Genomic DNA, 17,640 nt, shown 5'->3' with positions numbered 1-17,640 from the left:
TTCAGACCTTCGTTCGGGATGGGTGAGCCTGGACAGTCCCGGAGCAACAAAAAAGGTCCTCGTGCCGAAGCACGGGACCTAGCGCACTGTCATCTCTCGTGATCGAGGGACAGTGCGCTCACATAAGTACTCGGGACGACAAGCACATGCGGCTAAGACTGCCCCATCTCACGGGGTGCGTCAACTGATCTCACATCTTGGTCACCCGTTCGCGAGCCGTCCTCCGTCACGAAGGCCGGGTCGGTGGGCAGGAGCGCCCTGACCTGCCGCATTCCCGGGCCCAGCATGATCACCTGACTGCGTGCGGGCTGGCTGGACGGCACCGGCGGACGCGCCCGCTGGACCGGAACCAGGCGGGCGCCGGACGACCGTACGGTCTCCAGCTGGGCCTGCAGGTGCTCGGCGGGCACGCCCCAGCCGAACAGCGAACCCTGGCCGAGCCGGCAGCCGGCCTCCTCGACGATCGCCCGCTGCGCCGGGGTGCCGATGCCCTCGGCCAGCACCTCCAGGCCGAGGCGGTGGCCCAGCCGGACGACCACGTCGACCAGCGGCGCCGCCGTGCCGGTGCGTGACTCCGGCTCGGCGACCAGCGCGTGGTCGATCTTCAGGATGTCCACCGGGAGGTTGCGCAGCTGCCCGAGCGAGGAGTAGCCCGCGCCGAAGTCGTCCAGCGCGATCCGTACGCCGGTGGACCGCAGCTCGCACAGCCGGCGGATCAGCTCGTCCATGTCGGTGGCCACCGCGTGCTCGGTCACTTCGAGGACCAGCCGCTGCGGTGGCACGTGGTAGCGCTCCAGCACCTCGGCGACCTGCGCGGCGTAGTCGGCGGCGTGCAGCTCCTTGGGTGACATGTTGACCGACACCCAGACGTCGTGGCCGCCGGCCAGCCACTGGGCGAGCTGGCGGCAGGCCTGGTCCAGCACCCAGGAGCCGATCATGCTGATCAACCCGGACTCCTCGGCCACCGGGATGAACTCGTCGGGCCGTACCGCGCCCAGCTCCGGGTGCTGCCAGCGGAGCAGGGCCTCGGCGCCGACCGGCCGCATCGACGGCAGAGCGACGACCGGCTGGAAGACCAGGCGCAGCTGCTCCCGTTCGATGGCGTGACGCAGCTCGTTCTCCAGGACGCTGTGCCGGCGCAGCAGCTCGTCGTAGCGCTTCTGGTAGCGCTCGACGCGGTTCTTGCCGCGCTGTTTCGCGTACCGCAAGGCCAGGTCGGCGTCGCGCATCAGCTCGCCGGTGTCCCCCGGTGCGGGCGAGTCGGCGACGCCGACGCTCGCGGAGAGGAAGACCGAACCGTCGTCGGTCTCGTAGGGCTCGCTGAGCACCGCCAGCAGCCGCTTGCCGGCGACCATCGCCTCCTCGGGCGTGGCCCACATCAGCACCGCGAACTCGTCGCCGCCGAGGCGGGCGGCGACGTCGCCCTCGCGCAGGTTGGCCCCGAGCCGCCGGCCCACCTCGGTGAGCACGGCGTCACCGACGTCGTGCCCGCGCATGTCGTTGACGTTCTTGAAACCGTCCAGGTCGAGGCCGACCAGGACCCGGGCGCGCTCGCGGACCGGCGGTTCGCGCAGCGCCCGGACCAGGCCGCGCCGGTTGGCCAGCCCGGTCAGCGGGTCGGTGTGGGCGAGCTCGCGGAAGTGCGTCTCCCGCTGGCGCAGCCGCAGGGTGTGCCGCTTGACGTCGGCCAGGGCCAGATACTGGCGGGCCACCAGCGCGAAGCCCTCGATGCTCACGCCGAGGAAGCCGAAGACGTCGAGGCGGCCGCCGACGGCCAGGTGGTAGCCGAGCGCGGCGACCAGGGCGGACATCGGCACGAAGGCGTACCCGGTGTTGCGCTGGGTGACGTCGCCGACCACCTCGACCGGCCGGTCGGCGATCTTGACGGCGCGCGCCACCACGACCAGCCCGCCGGGCAGCAGCACGGCGCCGAGCAGCACGACCCCGGCCCAGCCGCGGCAGATGCCGCCGGACAGCGCGGTGGCGGCCAGGGAGACCAGACTGACTCCGGCGGCCACCCGGACCGTGACGTGCCGCGGCCGGTGGGCGTGCATGGCGAGCACCGCGGTCAGACCGAGAGCGATCACCGCGACACCCGCGGGCAGCAGCATCGACAGGCACCGCGCGGGGGTCTGATCGCCGAGCAGCCGGGTCGGCTGGGAGACCAGCACCCAGCCCACGAACCACAGCGCGGCCGCGACGACGAAACCGTCGAGCAGGTGCCGGACCGCCGCGCCCGGGCTCTCCGCCGCGCCCGGCAACATCAGCGTGCCGACCAGCAGTGTCAGAGTGCCCAGGGCCATCGCCACGGCGACGGCCGAGGCCAGCCGCATCGGGGCGTGCACCAGGAACAGGCTGCTGAGCAACCCGGCGAGCGCGGCGGCCGTGGCTATCGCGGCGCCCGCGGCGAGGAGCAGATGGGCCCGGCGGGCAGCACCGGTGTGCTTACGGCCGGAGTTGGCCAGGAGGGCGACAGCCGGGACCGCGACCACGAGGCTCGCCAGCCCGGCCAGCTCCACGCCGGACGGTGAGTGCACGGGAACACTCTGCCGTACCGGAGCGCGTTTCGGGAGCTGACCGATCGACCGGTTTCGAACCGCAACACATGATCGCGTCCCGCGCAGTGGACTGGGTGTCGCCCGGCACAGGCGCGGTCCTTACCCGCGGTGGCAGTATGTAGTAATGCCTGAGCTGCGCTCCCGGACCTCGACCCACGGTCGGACGATGGCCGGCGCGCGCGCCCTGTGGCGCGCCACCGGCATGACCGACGACGATTTCGGCAAGCCGATCGTCGCCATTGCCAACAGCTTCACCCAGTTCGTGCCCGGTCACGTCCATCTCAAGGACATGGGCGGTCTGGTCGCCGACGCGGTGTTCGAGGCCGGGGGTATCGGGCGCGAGTTCAACACCATCGCGGTGGACGACGGCATCGCCATGGGCCACGGCGGCATGCTCTACTCGCTGCCCAGCCGCGAGCTGATCGCCGACGCGGTGGAGTACATGGTGAACGCGCACTGCGCCGACGCCCTGGTCTGCATCTCGAACTGCGACAAGATCACCCCGGGCATGCTGATCGCCGCCCTGCGGCTCAACATCCCGACGGTCTTCGTCTCCGGCGGCCCGATGGAGGCCGGCAAGACCGTCGCCATCGAGGGCGTGGTGCACGAGAAGCTCGACCTGGTCGACGCCATGAGCGCCAGCGCCAACGAGAACGTCACCGACGCCCAGCTCGACACCATCGAGCGTTCGGCCTGCCCGACCTGCGGCTCCTGTTCCGGCATGTTCACCGCCAACTCGATGAACTGCCTGACCGAGGCGATCGGCCTGGCCCTGCCGGGCAACGGCTCGACGCTGGCCACCCACGCCGCCCGCAAGGCCCTGTTCGAGCGGGCCGGTTCGCTGATCGTCGACATCGCGAAGCAGTACTACGAGAACGACGACGAGAGCGTGCTGCCGCGGGCCATCGCCAGCCGCGACGCCTTCGAGAACGCGGTCGCCCTGGACGTGGCGATGGGCGGCTCGACCAACACGGTGCTGCACCTGCTGGCCGCGGCCCGCGAGGCCGAGCTGGACTTCAGCGTGGCCGACATCGACGCGGTGTCGCGCCGGGTGCCGTGCCTGTCCAAGGTCGCGCCGAACAGCCCGAAGTACCACATGGAGGACGTGCACCGCGCGGGTGGCATCCCGGCGCTGCTCGGCGAGCTGAACCGCGGCGGCGCCCTGCGGCAGAACGTGCGCTCGGTGCATTCCCCCGACCTGACCAGCTGGCTGGAGACCTGGGACATCCGCAGCGGCAACGCGAGCGAGGAAGCGCTGGAGCTCTTCCACGCCGCGCCGGGCGGCGTGCGCACCACCCAGCCGTTCTCCACGACCAACCGCTGGGCGACGCTCGACACGGACGCGGCCGGGGGCTGCATCCGCTCGGTCGAGCACGCGTACACGGTCGACGGCGGCCTGGCGATCCTGTTCGGCAACCTGGCGCCCGACGGCTGCGTCGTCAAGACCGCCGGCGTGGCCGAGGAGCTGTGGAAGTTCAGCGGCCCGGCGCGCGTCTTCGAGAGCCAGGACGCGGCGGTCGACGGCATCCTCGGCAAGAAGGTCCTGGCCGGTGACGTCGTGGTGATCCGCTACGAGGGACCCCGCGGCGGCCCGGGCATGCAGGAGATGCTCTACCCGACCTCGTTCCTGAAGGGCCGCGGCCTGGGCAAGGCGTGCGCGCTGATCACGGACGGCCGGTTCTCCGGCGGCACCTCGGGCCTGTCCATCGGGCACGTCTCCCCGGAGGCGGCGTCCGGCGGCCTGATCGCCCTGGTCGAGACCGGCGACGAGATCACCATCGACATCCCCGGCCGCACGATCACCCTGAACGTCTCGGACGAGGAGCTGGCCCAGCGCCGGCACGTCCAGGAGCGCCGGCCGAAGCCGTACACCCCGGCCGACCGGCAGCGCCCGGTCTCGGCGGCGCTGCGCGCCTACGCCTCGATGGCGACCAGCGCGAGCGACGGCGCCTACCGCAAGGTTCCCGAATAATCCCGTACGCAGTCAGAGAACAGCAGAAGCAGCACCGGCCGACCGGCCGCCACGCACGGAGCTTCGTGCGTGGCCGGCCGGTCGACCGGCTTCCGGGCTAAGCCGGTTTGATACCGAGAGCCGCGAGCAGTTCGTCGAAGGTCTCCTCGGCGAAGACGTTCGTGGCGTCCAGAGCCGTCCGCACCGCCTCGCCGTCCGCCGTGAGACCGGCCTCGGCGGCCCAGGCCAGCGCCGGCTCCGTCACCTCGGCCGGGGTCGTCCCGAGCTCGGGAGCGCCGTAATCGGCGGCCTTCTTCGGATGCAGGTAGACATGCCAGTAGCCACCGGCCGGCGTCGCCGCTTCGACATCGGCGACGTCGCTGTCGAGGATGAAGGCGGTGATGACCGGTGCTCCGGTCTCCGCCACCAGCATCCGCAGGGCGTTGCGCAGGTCGCCGTCCAACTGCGCTGCCCGCCACCCGCCCGCGTAGGACGACTCGTCAAGCACGTCGGCGTCGGCCAGCGCGGTGAGGGGCTCTTCCGATCGCGCGACCACGATCCGGCCGGTGTAGCCCATCAGTAGGACCCGGTGCTCTCGGAGCGGGACCAGGCCCCGCACGGCGTCTTGTACCGGCCCTTGATGTAGCCGAGACCCCACTTGATCTGCGTCGCCGGGTTGTTCTGCCAGTCCGAGCCGGCCGAGCTCATCTTGGTGCCCGGGTAGGCCTGCGGGATGCCGTACGCACCAGAGCTCGGATTCTTGGCCCGGTGGTTCCAGCCGCTCTCTTTGTTCCACAGCTTGTTGAGGCAGCCGAACTGGCTGATCGGGAAGCCGGCGTCGATCATCAACGCGCACCCGATGGCCCGGTTGCCCTTGAACTCGTTGCACGAGGAGGGAATCGGCCCGTCGAAGCCCACGGTCCCGTTCTTCTTGGCCTCGGCCCGGCGCTTCTCGTCGGCCTTCTTCTCGATGGCCCGGCGGTCCAGCATGCGCGCCTGGCCGGCAGCAGCTTTGGCCGCCGTGCCGGCCTTGGCCGCGGCCTCCTCCTCGGCTTGCCGCCGCTGCGCCCGAGCCGCCGCGTGCTCACCGTGCCGCTCCTTGAGCAACCGCAGATCCGCGGCGTCGGCCTGCACGACGAGGCCGGCCTGATCGCCGGCGAGCTGGTCGGTCTGATGCTCACCGAGATACACACCGCCGACGAGGCCGCTCACGAGCAGACCCACCGAGCCCACCCGGATGCCGATCCGGCTCCAGAGCCGATCCACGAAAATCCTCCGTCGCTTCGATGACGCGACGACCACCTTGGCCCAACCAACGCCGGAAGGGAATAGCGATCACCGCCGATGACCGAAATCACATAGGTTGTCGCCGCCGCTCTCTGATCACCGGTAAACCGTTGGCTGCGGGTGCGGCGCGCTGCCAGCATGAGGTTCATGCAGCTGCCTCGTTCGTCGATGACGCGCCCCCTCGCGGGGCCGTTCGGCGTGCGGTAGTCAGCACCGGACAAGTCCTCGCCTCGGGCGGGGACGGCGTGCTCGGGGCGGGGCGGAAGAGGGAGCATGACCTGCTACGTCACCACCGCCATTCCGTACGTGAACGCGCCGCCGCATCTCGGTCACGCGCTTGAGCTCGTGCAGGCCGATGTGCTTGCCCGGCACCGCCGGCAGCGCGGTGAGCGCGTCCGGTTCCTCACCGGGACCGACGACAACGCGCTCAAGAACGTCGCTGCCGCCCGCGCTGCCGGGGTCGAGGTCGGCGCGTTCGTCCGCACCAACGCCGACCGGTTCGCCGCCTTGCGGGAGCCGCTGGAGTTGTCGTTCGACGACTTCATCCGGACCGGGTCCGATCCGCGGCACGCGCCCGGCGTGGCCGCGCTGTGGCGGCGGTCCGCGCGGGATTTCTACCGGCACAGCTACACCGGTCTCTACTGCGCCGGTTGTGAGCAGTTTCTGGACGGCACCGGCTGTGCGGAGCATCCGGCCGTCCCGGAACGGGTGGAGGAGACGAACTGGTTCTTCCGGTTGTCCCGCTACCAGGGGCAGATCCTGGAGTTGCTGGAGTCCGGGCAGGTGCGCGTCGAGCCCGCGGCCCGGCGCAACGAGGCGTTGGCCTTCGTCCGGGCCGGGCTGCGCGACATCAGCGTCTCTCGGCCCGCCGCGCGCGCCGGCGGCTGGGGCATCCCGGTGCCGGACGATCCCGGCCAGACCGTCTACGTCTGGTGGGACGCGCTGGCGAACTACGTCACCGCGCTGGGCGACGGGGATGAGCTGCGCACCTGGTGGCTCGGCTCGGACGAACGCGTCCACGTCATCGGCAAGGGCATCGTGCGCTTCCACGCCGTGTACTGGCTGGCGTTGCTGCTGTCCGCCGGGTTGCCGCTACCCACCACGATCCTGGTGCACGACTACCTGACCGTGGACGGCGCGAAGCTGGCCAAGAGCGCCGGCAACGCCGTGGATCCGGTCGCGCTGATCGGCCGCTTCGGCGTGGACGCGGTGCGCTGGTGGCTGCTCAGCGAGGTCGCGCCGGTCGGGGACACGGACTTCACCGTCGAGCGGCTGGTAGCGCGGGCCGATCGGGATCTCGCCAACGGCCTCGGCAATCTGGTCAACCGGACGCTGACCCTGGCTCGCCGGCACGGGCGGATCCGGCCGGCCGGTGTGGAATCGGGACTGCCGGGGCGCGTTGATGCCGCGCTGCGCGCCGGTGACTTCCGGGCGGCCACCGGCGCACTGTGGGCCGAGGTCGACCGCGGCAACCGGCTCATCGAGGCCACGCAACCCTGGAAGCTGGCCGACCCCGGGCCGGTGCTGGCCGAGGTGCTCGGCCTGTGCCACCTGCTGGCCGGCGAGCTACGGCCGTTCCTGCCCTCCGGCGCCGATCGGCTGGCCGGACAACTGCGCTGCGACGGGCCGCCGCGCCCGGTGTTCCCGAGGCTGGGCGCGGCGGCGCCGGCGGTCAGACCAGGTCGTTGACGCAGCGCAGCACCGGACGGGTGGACAGGGCCGTCGGTTCCAGCCCCGCCCCGCCGCGGATGATGAACGTCGCCGACTCACCCGGCAGCAACGTCACGCCCACCTCGTCGGCTTCGGCCGCCGGGTCGAGGCGATCCGGCGACAGGGTCAGGTCCCGCAGGATGCGATGCGCGGTGATCTTGACCCGCGCGTCCGGGCCCACCGCCTCGAAAACGGCGTCGAACTTCGCCGGTGGCCAGGCGATGTCCTTGTCCTCGGCGAAGAACCACCAGGCCCGGTGCTCCTCGGCCACGGCGACCAGCACCTCCCCCGTGGGGTCGGCGGCTGCGCCGACCTCCGCGGGCAACGGCAGCGTCGTGGCCGCGCCGGGTGCGACGGTCGCGTCGAGCGTCACCTCGGCCAGCACGAGCCCGTCGAGGGTACGGCGGGAGACGACCGCCGACACCGTCCACGGCTCGACCGAGTCGTTGACCGCCACCAGGGCCGGACCGCCGTCGCGCGGCTGCACGGTCAGCAGTCGCGGGGCGAAGGAGCGGCGCAGGGCGTACCAGAGCGGCTTCTTGCGGCCGTCGCCGTCCACGGCCGCCCAGGAGGTGACCGGCCAGCAGTCGTTGAGCTGCCACATGATCGTGCCCATACAGTGCGGGCGCAACGACCGGAAGTGCTCGATCCCCAGCGACAGCGCCCTGGCCTGGTTCAGCTGGGTCAGGTAGTGCCAGTCGTCGAAGTCGCGGGGCGCGGGCAGGTGGGCGTCGAGGCCGCGCTGCAGTTTGGCGTCGCCGTCCGCTGCCTTCTGGTGCGCCTGCATCCCCGGTGAGTCGTGGGTCAGCGGCTCGTCGGCGATGGCCCGGCGCAGGGTCGCGTACGCCGGGGGTGCCTGGTAACCGAACTCGGCGACGAACCGCGGCCGGTACTCGCGGTACTTGGTGTAGTCGTCGGTGTTCCACACGTCCCAGATGTGCATGGTGCCGTACGCGGGATCGTTGGGATGCTTGTCGTCCCGGCCCGAGTACGGGCTGCCGGGCCAGTACGGCCGGCTCGGGTCCTCGGCGGCGACGATGCCCGGGAGCAGGTCGAAGTAGAAGCCCGCGCCCCACGTCCTGTCGCCGAGCGCCGGCTTCCACTCCCAGTCCTCGTGGCCCCAGATGTTCTCGTTGTTGCCGGTCCACATCATCAGGCTGGGATGCGACGCCAGGCGCACCACCTGCTCGCGGGCCTCCGCCGCCAGCTCCGAGGCGAAAGGCTCCTCCTCCGGGTACGCCGCGCAGGCGAACAGGAAGTCCTGCCCCACCATCAGCCCGAGCTCGTCGGCGAGGTCGTAGAAGTCCTCGGACTCGTACCGGCCGCCGCCCCAGATTCGCAGGAAGTTGACGTTCGCGTCGATCGCCTGGGTGAAGCGGGCGGCGAGGCGCTCGCGGGTTACCCGGTTGGCGAAGACGTCGTCGGGGATCCAGTTGACGCCACGCACGAAAACGGGGACGTCGTTGACGATCAGGGTGAACGCGCTGCCGTCGGCGTCCGGTGCGGTGTCGATGCGCACGTCACGGAAGCCGACCTTGCGGGACCAGCTGTCCAGGTCACCGTCCGGCCCCGACGCCGTCACCTCGAGGTCGTAGCGCGGCTGGTCCCCGTACCCGATGGGCCACCAGAGCTCGGGATCGCGCACGGTGAGCGAGAGGACAGCCTCGTCGCCCTCGGTCGTGGTCTCCACGCGCTCGCCGGCGACGGTCGCGGTGAGCGTGACCGGTCCGGGGGTCTCCCGTTCGAGGCGCACGCGCACCTCGACCGTGCCCACCCCGCCGGCCACGGTGGCCTGCGGGCGGACCTCGGCCAGCCGGGCCAGCGACCAGCTCTGCAGGCCGATCTCCTGCCAGATGCCGGCGGTGACCAGCGTCGGACCCCAGTCCCAGCCGAAGTTGCAGGCCGTCTTGCGGATGAAGTTGAACGGCTCGGGATAGGCGTTGGGCCGGTCGCCGAGCCGGTCCCGCTGCGCCTCGGCATAGCTGTACGCCGAGGTGAAGTGGATCCGCAGCTGGTTCTCACCGTCGCGCAGCGCATCCCGCACGTCGAAGCGGTAGCCGCGATGCTGGTTGGCGGTGCGGCCCAGCTCGACGCCGTTGAGCACGACGGTGGCGACGGTGTCGAGCCCGGCACAGACCAGGTCCGTGCGGCCGGGGCCGGGCTCGTGCTGAAACACGGTGTCGTAGACCCAGTCGGTGCGCCCGATCCAGGCGAGCTTCTTCTCGTTCTCGTCCAAGTACGGGTCGTCGATCAGGCCCGCGGCGAGCAGGTCGGTGTGCACACAGCCGGGCACGGTGGCGGCGACGCTGTCCACGTCGCCGCCGCTGAGCGCCCAACCCTCGTGCAGAGGTCGGTACGAGGTCACGCTTCTCCTTATACGTCCTGTGGTCAGGACTTGACGGCGCCTTCCATGATCCCTCGCACGATCTGCCGCCCACCCAGTACCAGCAGCACGAGCAGCGGAACCGTGGCCGCGAACGCGCCCGCGAGCACCCGGCGGTAGATGACGTAGTTACCACTGGCGAGGTCGGACAGGGCCACCATCGAGGTGGGGAACTCGGTGCCGTTGAGCTGGATCAGCGGCCACTGGAACTCGTTCCAGGTGGCCACGAAGGTCAGCAGGCCGAGCACCGCCAGCGCGGGCCGGATGGCCGGCAGCACGATGCTCCAGTACACCCGCATGGTCAGCGCGCCGTCCATGCGCGCCGACTCGATCAGCTCGTCCGGCACCGCGTGCATGATGAACTGCCGCATGTAGAACACGCCGAACGCGCTGACCAGGAACGGCGCGATGACCGACAGCAGGGTCCCGTTCCAGCCCAGCTTGCCCATCAGGATGTACAGCGCCACGATGCCGAGCTGGTTGGGCACGGTCAGGGTCAGGATCACCACGATCATGAGCTTGTCCCGGCCCGGGAACCGCAGCTTGGCGAACGCGAAGCCGGCCAGCGAACAGAAGAACAGCGTGGACGCCGTCACCACGAGGGCGACGATGAAGCTGTTGATCAGCGAGGCGGCGAAGTACACCTGCTGCAGGGTGAAGACCTCGCGCAGGTTGTTGACGAACTCGCCGCCGGGGATCACCGAGGGCGGGATCTGCGCGACCGCCTCGTCGGTGCTGGTGGCGATGACGAACATCCAGTACAGCGGGAACGCCGACAGCGCCAGTACCGCCACCAGGGCGATGTACGTGCGCCAGTTCCCGCCGGTGTCCTGCGGTGCGCGGCCGATCTCGGCCCGGCGGCGTGGCTTCAACCGCGGTGCGGTGGCGGTCATCGGCGTCCTCCTCCGAGGCGGTTCGTCGCCAGGGCGTTCAGGGCGGCGACGATGAGGATGATCACGAACAGCGCCCACGACATGGCGGCCGCGTATCCGAGGTTGAGGTCCTTCCAGCCGACCTTGTAGATCAGCTGGGCGATGGTCTGCCACTGCCCGTTCGAGCCGCCGGACGCGGCCGCGGGGTTCTCCTCGAAGAGCATCGGCTCGTTGAAGAGCTGCAGACCGCCGATGGTCGACAGGACCACTGTGAAGATCAGCACCGGCTGGATCATCGGCACGGTGATGCGCCACAACTGCCGCCACGGCCCGGCGCCGTCGACGGCCGCCGCCTCGTAGACGTCCTTCGGGATGGACTGCATCGCCGACAGGTACAGCAGGGCGTTGTAGCCGATCCACTTCCAGTTGACCATCGTGGCGATGGCGATCCAGGAGCTCCACTTGTACGCCCGCCAGTCCAGCGGCGTGTCCTGACCGAAGCCGACGAGCGACAGCAGCCAGTTGGCCATGCCGTTGTCACGGGAGAAGAACACGGCGAAGACCAGCGTCGACGCGGCCACCGGGGTCACGTACGGCAGCAGCACGCCGACCCGCCACCAGGTGTTGCCGCGCAGCTTGCGGTTGAGCAGGTTGGCCACCATCAGCGCGATCAGCAGCTGCGGCACGGTGGCCAGGATGAAGATGCCGAACGTGTTGCCCAGGGCGTTCCAGAAGGCCTCGTCGTGGATGAGCTTCTCGAAGTTGGCCAGGCCCGCCCAGCCGGTCAGAGTCGGGTCGTCGAGCCGCCAGTTGCGCAGCGCGACGATGCCGTTGAAGACGATCGGGAACAACCCGAAAATCGCGAAGAGCAGGAAGAACGGCGAGATCAACAGGTACGGGACGCGCTTGTTGTCGAAGCGGTGGAGCCAGTTGCGTTGCTTGGGCGCAGACTCGGAGGCGCGGCGGTGCGCCGGTTCGGGATTCGCGGTCGGCGGCGCGCTACGGGTGAGGGACACGGCCACTCCTTCCAGGGAGCAGCGGGGCGGCCACCCGGGCCCCCCCGCCGTCGTTTCGCTTTAAGAAGTGGCTGCCTTCTGGGCCGCCTTGACCGCCTCGGGCCAGGCCGCGTTCGACTTGAGCGAGCCCTGCTGGACGCGGGTGATCACGTTCTCCACCGCGACCCGGGTCGGGCCGTTCTTCTTGCCCAGGTACTGCGGCTTCAGGCCCTCCGCGGTGGACGCGAAGATCTGCCCGGTGGGCGCGTTGCTCATGAACTCCTTCTTGTAGTCCAGCACCGCGGGGTCCTTGTAGAGCGCGGGCTGCGACGGCAGGTTGCCGACGGTCTTGAAGACCTCGATCTGCTGCGCCGGCTGGACCATCCACTCGACGAACTTGTAGGCCTCGTCGGCGTTCTTGCCCTGCTTCGGGATGGTCCACCAGGAACCGCCCCAGTTACCGCCGCCGCCGGGGATCGTGGCGATGTCCCACTTGCCCTTCTGGTCGGGCGCGGTGTCCTGGATGTGGCCGAGCATCCACGCCGGGCAGGCCAGCACGGCGAACTGGTCCTTCTTGAAACCCTGGTCCCAGTTGGGCTGGAAGCTGGCGAGGTTGGCCGAGAGCCCGGCGTCGATCGTCTTCATGGCGACGTCGAACGCGACCTTGGGGCCGCCCTCCATCTGCAGCTGCTCCGACTCGTCGTAGAAGCCCTGCGGCTGCTGCGCGAGCACCGGGTTGAACATGTTGGTGCCGGAGTCCACGAACTTCTTGCCGGTGGCCTTGGTGTACTTCTGGCCGGTGGCGATGAAGTCGTCCCAGGTCGTCCAGAGCTTCGAGACCGACTCGCGGTCGGTCGGCAGGCCGGCCTTCTTGAACAGGTCGGAGCGGTAGCACATGGCCAGGCCGCCGACGTCGGTGCCGAGACCGATCTGGGCCTTCTTGTCGGTGGACATCGACTGCTGCCACTTCCATGGCAGGTACTTCGCCTCGTAGCTCGCCGCACCCTTGTCGAGCAGGTTGACGAACTTGTCGCTCTGCCCGCGGAACTGGACGATGAAGCCCTCGTCGACCGCGGAGATGTCCGGGGCGCCGCTACCGGCGACCAGCTTCTTCTGCAGGTCCTCGTGCTGGGCGTTGTACTCGCCCGAGTTCAGCACGATCTTGACGTTCGGGTGGTCCTTCTCGTACGCGGCCTTGAGCTTGTCAAGACCCATGTCACCCCAGAAGTTGACCTTCAGGGTGACCTGCCCTTCGGCGGCCTTGTTGTCGCTGCCACCCTCCAGGTCCTGGCCACTGCAGCCCGCAAGAACCAGGCTTCCGGCAAGGCCGGCGGCGATCAGCGCCACGCCCCGCTTGGCGAACCGTTCCATTACTCCTCCACCCAGGGAAAGTGCTGTAAGAATTTACTGAACCGGATAAGTGACGCGACCGTATGACGCGGCTCACGTGGTGTCAAGAGTGTGTTTCATATTGATGTCCTCGCCCGTTACCAACCGCTGTAAGCACCCGTAAAGCTGGTCAAAACCACCACTATGCTTCCGTGGGGTTACGCGATCGGTTGTGGTCTGCAACACTTAACCGATCAAGTGCCCTGCCCCCACCAGGGGCATGGTGGAGCGAGGTAGCGTGAGAGCGCTCCACTGGCGATGTTCCTGGAAGAGAGAGGCGACCCGAGTGAAGCGGCCGACGATCGCCGACATCGCGCGCAGAGCCGGCGTGTCCAAAGGGGCGGTGTCGTACGCGCTGAACGGGCAACCGGGCGTCTCCGACGCGACCCGGCAGCGGATCGTGGCCATCGCCCAGGAGATCGGCTTCAACCCCAACAGCGCGGCCCGCGCCCTCTCCGGGGCCAGCGCCCGCGCGGTCGGCCTCACCCTGTGCCGGCCCGCCCGCATACTGAGCATCGAGCCGTTCTTCATGGGCCTGATCAGCGGTTTCGAGCAGGAGCTGGCCGCCCGGTCGTACGCGCTGACACTGCAGGTGGTGGCCACCCCGCAGACCGAGACCGAGGTCTACCGCCGGTGGTGGGGCGAACGCCGGGTCGACGGCGTGTTCGTGACCGACCTGCGGGAGAACGACATCCGCATCCCGGTGCTGAACGAGCTCCAGCTACCGGCGGTGGTGATCGGCGGCCCCGGCGACACCGGGAAGCTGGCCCAGCTCTGGTCCGACGACGCCGGCGCGATCACCGAGGCGGTGGGCTACCTGATGGCGCTCGGGCACCGGCGCATCGCCCGCGTCGGCGGTCTGCCGGACCTGCTGCACACGCAGACCCGCACCCGGGCGTTCACCGAGGTCTGCGCGAAACTGGGCCTGAGCGAGGCGATCACGGTGCCGTCGGACTACACCGGCGAGGAGGGCGGCCGGGCGACCCGCCGCCTGCTGATCAACGCGGAACGCCCGACGGCGATCATCTACGACAACGACGTGATGGCCGTGGCGGGCCTGTCCGTGGCGCAGGAGATGGGCCTGTCGGTGCCGGGCGACCTGTCGATCGTGGCCTGGGACGACTCCCCGCTGTGCTCCCTGGTCCACCCGCCGCTGACCGCCCTGACCAGGGACATCGCGGCGTACGGGGCACACGCGGCCCGCCAGCTCCTGGCCGCGATAGCCGGCGAACCGGTGGACGACGTCGAAGAAGGAACCGCCCATCTGACCCCTCGGGGAAGCACCGCCCCACCCCGCGAGCACTGACGGTCCGCCCTGCCCGGTCCTGGATTTTGCCACGCACGGACCTGGCAGGGCGGGGGTGGCCGCTCATGAGCCGCCAGGCGATTGGCCGCCCCCGCCCGGTCTCGGCGGGAGCGACGGCCGGTGCCATGCAATCAGGCACGACAGGATCTTGCCCTTGATCTGCCCGATCCGCGTGCTCAGGACGCTCGGTGCGTGTCCAGATAGGCTTCCATGCGTTCCGCCGGCGCCGGTCTGGCCAGCGCGAATCCCTGCCCGTAGAGGCAGCCCGCGCGCCGGGCGCGCTCGATCTGCTCCGCCGTCTCCAGGCCCTTGGCCACCGTCTCCAGGCCCAGCCGGCGACCCAGGCTGACCACCACGTCGATCACCGCCGGGCCGACCGCCGGCTCCGGTGGGGTGTTCACCAGGACCTGGTCCAGCTTGAGCATGTCGACCGGCAGCCGGCGCAGGTGCGACAGCGACGCCTGGCCCGCACCGAAGTCGTCCAGCGCGGCCCGGACGCCCAGCTTGCGCAGGCTGGTCAGGGACGCCACCACCGCCGGCAGGTCCTCGGCGACCCAGGTTTCCTGGACCTCCACGACCAGGCGTTCCGGTTCCAGGTCGTGACGGTCGAGGATCTCCGCCACCCGTTCCGGGAAGCGGGCCGTCAGCAGCTCGCGGGGCGACACGTTCACCGACAGCCAGAAGTCGCTGCCGCCGGCGCTCCAGCCGGCCAGGTGGCGGCAGGCCGCGTCGAGGACCCATTCGTCCAGTTCGGCGGCGCAGCCGACCGCGCGGGCGATCGGCAGCAGCTCGGCCGGCATGATCGTGCCCAGCTTCGGGTGCCGCCAGCGCAGCAGCGCCTCGACGCCGACCGGCTGCTCGTCGCGCAGCGAGACGACCGGCTGGAAGACCAGGTCGAGCTCGCCGCGCTCGACCGCGCCGAGCAGCTCGCGTTCCAGGTCCATCCGGCGGTGCAGCTGCATCTCGATGTCGGTGTCGTACCACTCGACGCGGTCGTGGCCGAGCTGCCGGGCCCGGCTGCGGGCCAGGTCGGCGTGGCGCAGCACCTCCTCGGAGTCGCTGCCGCCGGTCAGCTCGGCCAGGCCGACGCTGGTGTGCAGCTCGACGATCGTGCCGGGCAGCTGGTACGGCTCCATCAGCAGCGTCACGATCCGGGTGGCCAGCGCGTAGGCCAGCACCGCACCGTCGGTGGTCAGCACCGCGAACTCGTCACCGCCGAGGCGGGCCGCCACGTCGTCCTCGGCGAGCAGGCTGCGGATCCGCCGGCCCACCTGGATCAGGACGGCGTCGCCGATCTCGCGGCCCTTGCTGTCGTTGATCTCCGCAAGCCCGTGCAGGTCGATCACCAGCAGGGTGCCGTGCTGCCCGGCGCGGCGCCGGTGCTCGAGCAGGTCCCGCATCAGCGCCCGCCGGTTGGCCAGGCCGGTGAGCTGGTCGGTGTACGACAGCTTGTGCAGGGTGCGTTCCAGGTGCCGGCGCTCGCCGACGTCACGGACGTGCACAACCAGGGCGGCGACCTCGGGCACCGACCGCTGGTCGGCCACGGTGGACTCGGTGTCGCGCCACATCCCGTGCCCGTCGCGGATCCGGGCGTTCAGCAGGGCGGGCGGGCCGTCGTCGTGCTCGCCGGAAAGCAGCGTCTCTAGGCCGGCCTGCGCACCGGGGACGTCCTCAGGGTGGATGAGCTGCAGGAATGTGCGGCCGATGACCTCGGAGTCGGCGAGACCGAAGAGCCGGGCCGCGGCCGGTGACTGCCACCGGACGGTCAGCTTGTCGTCGAGCACCAGCGTCAGATCGGTGGCCCCGGCGACCAGCGAACGGAAGTGCGCCTCCTTGGTCCGCAGCTGCCCGGTGTAGCGGCGGATGTCGCTGACGACCAGCAGCTCACGCATGGTCAGCACGGCGACCATCGAGATGCCGAGCAGCACGGCGGTCCTGTCGAACTGCCCGAGGAAGGCCAGGTGGTACAGCGCGGCGACGACCCCGATGCCGGCGGGCACCGCGAGCAGCGGATAACCGGAGAGGTACTGGTCCTGCTCACGGGGCGCGGTGGCATCAGGCAGGTTGCGCCGGGAGCCACCCTCGGCGGTGAGACCCAGCCCGGCCACGATCGGCAGGCCCAGGATCGTCACCACCCAGCCGGCGCGGTCCGACAGGATCAGGTTGGCCGCGGCGCAGAGGGAGAGCAGCACGAGAATGGCGCCACCCCCGCACCGCAGGGCGGCCGGTCGGTGCAACCGGGCCCGCAGCACGATGACGGTGACGATCGAGATCCCCGCCGCGGCGAGCAGGACACAGATCAGCGCCGCGGCCGGGGTGTTCTTCATCGGCGTGACCAGGTACGCCGCGAAGCCCAGGGCGACGCCGAGCCCCAGCCCGTCAAACGCGCGCCGCAGCCGGACCGCGACCGTAGAGGCCGCGCCGGGCAGCAGCATGGTGCCGAGAATGTAGAGAACCGCGGCCGCGCCCACCCCGGCGGAGGCGAAGATGCCCCGGCCGGGTGGGTCGGCGACGAGCACGGCGGTGGTCGCACCGGTGGCCAGGGCGCCCATCCCGATGTAGCCGGCGCCGCGACAGGCCGCGAACGTGCCGTCCCGGTGGTGGATCGCCAGGGCGGTGTGCACGAGCACCACGGTGGCCCAGACGGCGACGCCGCCGACGCCGGCGGTCAGCGCGGCCGGGTGGGAGATCAGGCCGATCAGGCCCGCGACCAGCACAAGGGCGCCCGCCGCCGGGGCGGCCAGGAAGGCCACCCGGTGGCGCCAGGTGCCTATACGCGCGGTGGGCTGCACTGCCACGTGGGGGGTGATCCTCTGCGGACGGTGAGGGCTGGGCGGAACAGGCGGCGGTGACCAGGGGAAGTCACTGCACCCACACCGGGTAACGAGTGTCCCCCGGACAGGTTACGTGCGCGCGGTATCGCTTCGCACGTCGAGATCGTCGGGTATGGACAGCCGCAGGGCAATCCAGCCGAAAGATTCCACGAGCGTTTCCCGGCGGCCCGGCGGCCCGGCGGCACAGCGGCCCGGCGACCCGGCGGCACAGCGGCACAGCGGCCCGGCGGCACAGCGGCCCGGCGACCCGGCGGCACAGCGGCCCGGCGACCCGGCGGCCCGGCGGCCCGGCGGCACAGCGGCCCGGCGGCACAGCGGCACAGCGGCACAGCGGCACAGCGGCACAGCGGCCGCC

11 protein-coding genes are annotated in these 17,640 nt (G+C 70.5%); 3 read left to right on the top strand and 8 right to left on the bottom strand.

Annotated features, from left to right (window positions below; genetic code table 11):
• Positions 1-152: 152 nt before the first annotated feature.
• Entirely contained in the window at positions 153-2,537 is a 2,385-nt protein-coding gene (locus ACZ6S4_RS32995; protein ID WP_465478669.1) for a putative bifunctional diguanylate cyclase/phosphodiesterase, read from the bottom strand.
• 145 nt (positions 2,538-2,682) lie between these two features.
• Here ACZ6S4_RS32995 and ilvD point away from each other — a divergent pair, with 145 nt between their 5' ends.
• Entirely contained in the window at positions 2,683-4,530 is a 1,848-nt protein-coding gene (ilvD, locus tag ACZ6S4_RS32990) for a dihydroxy-acid dehydratase (protein ID WP_465478668.1), read from the top strand.
• Positions 4,531-4,627: 97 nt separating this feature from the next.
• On the opposite strand, the gene ACZ6S4_RS32985 is transcribed toward ilvD, so the two are convergent.
• The gene (locus tag ACZ6S4_RS32985) at positions 4,628-5,086 is read right to left on the bottom strand and encodes a hypothetical protein (protein ID WP_465478667.1); all 459 of its coding nucleotides are present in this window, start codon (positions 5,084-5,086) and stop codon (positions 4,628-4,630) included.
• Entirely contained in the window at positions 5,086-5,775 is a 690-nt protein-coding gene (locus tag ACZ6S4_RS32980; protein WP_465478666.1) for an aggregation-promoting factor C-terminal-like domain-containing protein, read from the bottom strand. The genes ACZ6S4_RS32985 and ACZ6S4_RS32980 overlap by 1 nt, the downstream gene beginning before the upstream one ends.
• A 294-nt stretch (positions 5,776-6,069) precedes the next feature.
• Here ACZ6S4_RS32980 and ACZ6S4_RS32975 point away from each other — a divergent pair, with 294 nt between their 5' ends.
• Positions 6,070-7,485 carry a methionine--tRNA ligase gene (locus tag ACZ6S4_RS32975; RefSeq protein ID WP_465478665.1) on the top strand — a complete coding sequence of 472 codons (1,416 nt, stop codon included), beginning with the start codon at positions 6,070-6,072 and terminating at the stop codon, positions 7,483-7,485.
• Here the strand turns inward: ACZ6S4_RS32975 and ACZ6S4_RS32970 are convergent.
• The 4 genes from ACZ6S4_RS32970 to ACZ6S4_RS32955 are packed head-to-tail and all read right to left on the bottom strand — an operon-like array spanning position 7,469 to position 13,127.
• Positions 7,469-9,871, bottom strand: a complete 2,403-nt coding sequence (locus tag ACZ6S4_RS32970) for a glycoside hydrolase family 2 protein (RefSeq protein ID WP_465478664.1) — start codon at positions 9,869-9,871, stop codon at positions 7,469-7,471. The two genes, ACZ6S4_RS32975 and ACZ6S4_RS32970, sit on opposite strands and share 17 nt — an antisense overlap.
• 23 nt (positions 9,872-9,894) lie before the next feature.
• Positions 9,895-10,782, bottom strand: coding sequence for a carbohydrate ABC transporter permease (locus ACZ6S4_RS32965; protein ID WP_465478663.1), 888 nt, complete (start codon positions 10,780-10,782; stop codon positions 9,895-9,897).
• A complete protein-coding gene (locus tag ACZ6S4_RS32960; protein ID WP_433721609.1) occupies positions 10,779-11,777 on the bottom strand; it encodes a carbohydrate ABC transporter permease in 999 nt (332 codons plus the stop codon). Before ACZ6S4_RS32960 ends, ACZ6S4_RS32965 begins: the two co-directional genes overlap by 4 nt.
• 60 nt (positions 11,778-11,837) lie before the next feature.
• Positions 11,838-13,127, bottom strand: coding sequence for an ABC transporter substrate-binding protein (locus ACZ6S4_RS32955; RefSeq protein ID WP_465478662.1), 1,290 nt, complete (start codon positions 13,125-13,127; stop codon positions 11,838-11,840).
• A gap of 304 nt (positions 13,128-13,431) precedes the next feature.
• On the opposite strand from ACZ6S4_RS32955, the gene ACZ6S4_RS32950 reads away from it, so the two are divergent.
• Positions 13,432-14,451, top strand: a complete 1,020-nt coding sequence (locus ACZ6S4_RS32950) for a LacI family DNA-binding transcriptional regulator (protein WP_465478661.1) — start codon at positions 13,432-13,434, stop codon at positions 14,449-14,451.
• Positions 14,452-14,627: 176 nt separating this feature from the next.
• Here ACZ6S4_RS32950 and ACZ6S4_RS32945 read toward each other — a convergent pair whose 3' ends face one another.
• Entirely contained in the window at positions 14,628-17,249 is a 2,622-nt protein-coding gene (locus tag ACZ6S4_RS32945; protein ID WP_465478660.1) for a putative bifunctional diguanylate cyclase/phosphodiesterase, read from the bottom strand.
• Positions 17,250-17,640: the final 391 nt, after the last annotated feature.

Source organism: Actinoplanes sp. NPDC051405, assembly GCF_055586185.1.
The sequence above is the reverse complement of the archived record's forward strand: the minus strand, read 5'-3'. Positions and strand labels throughout refer to the sequence as shown.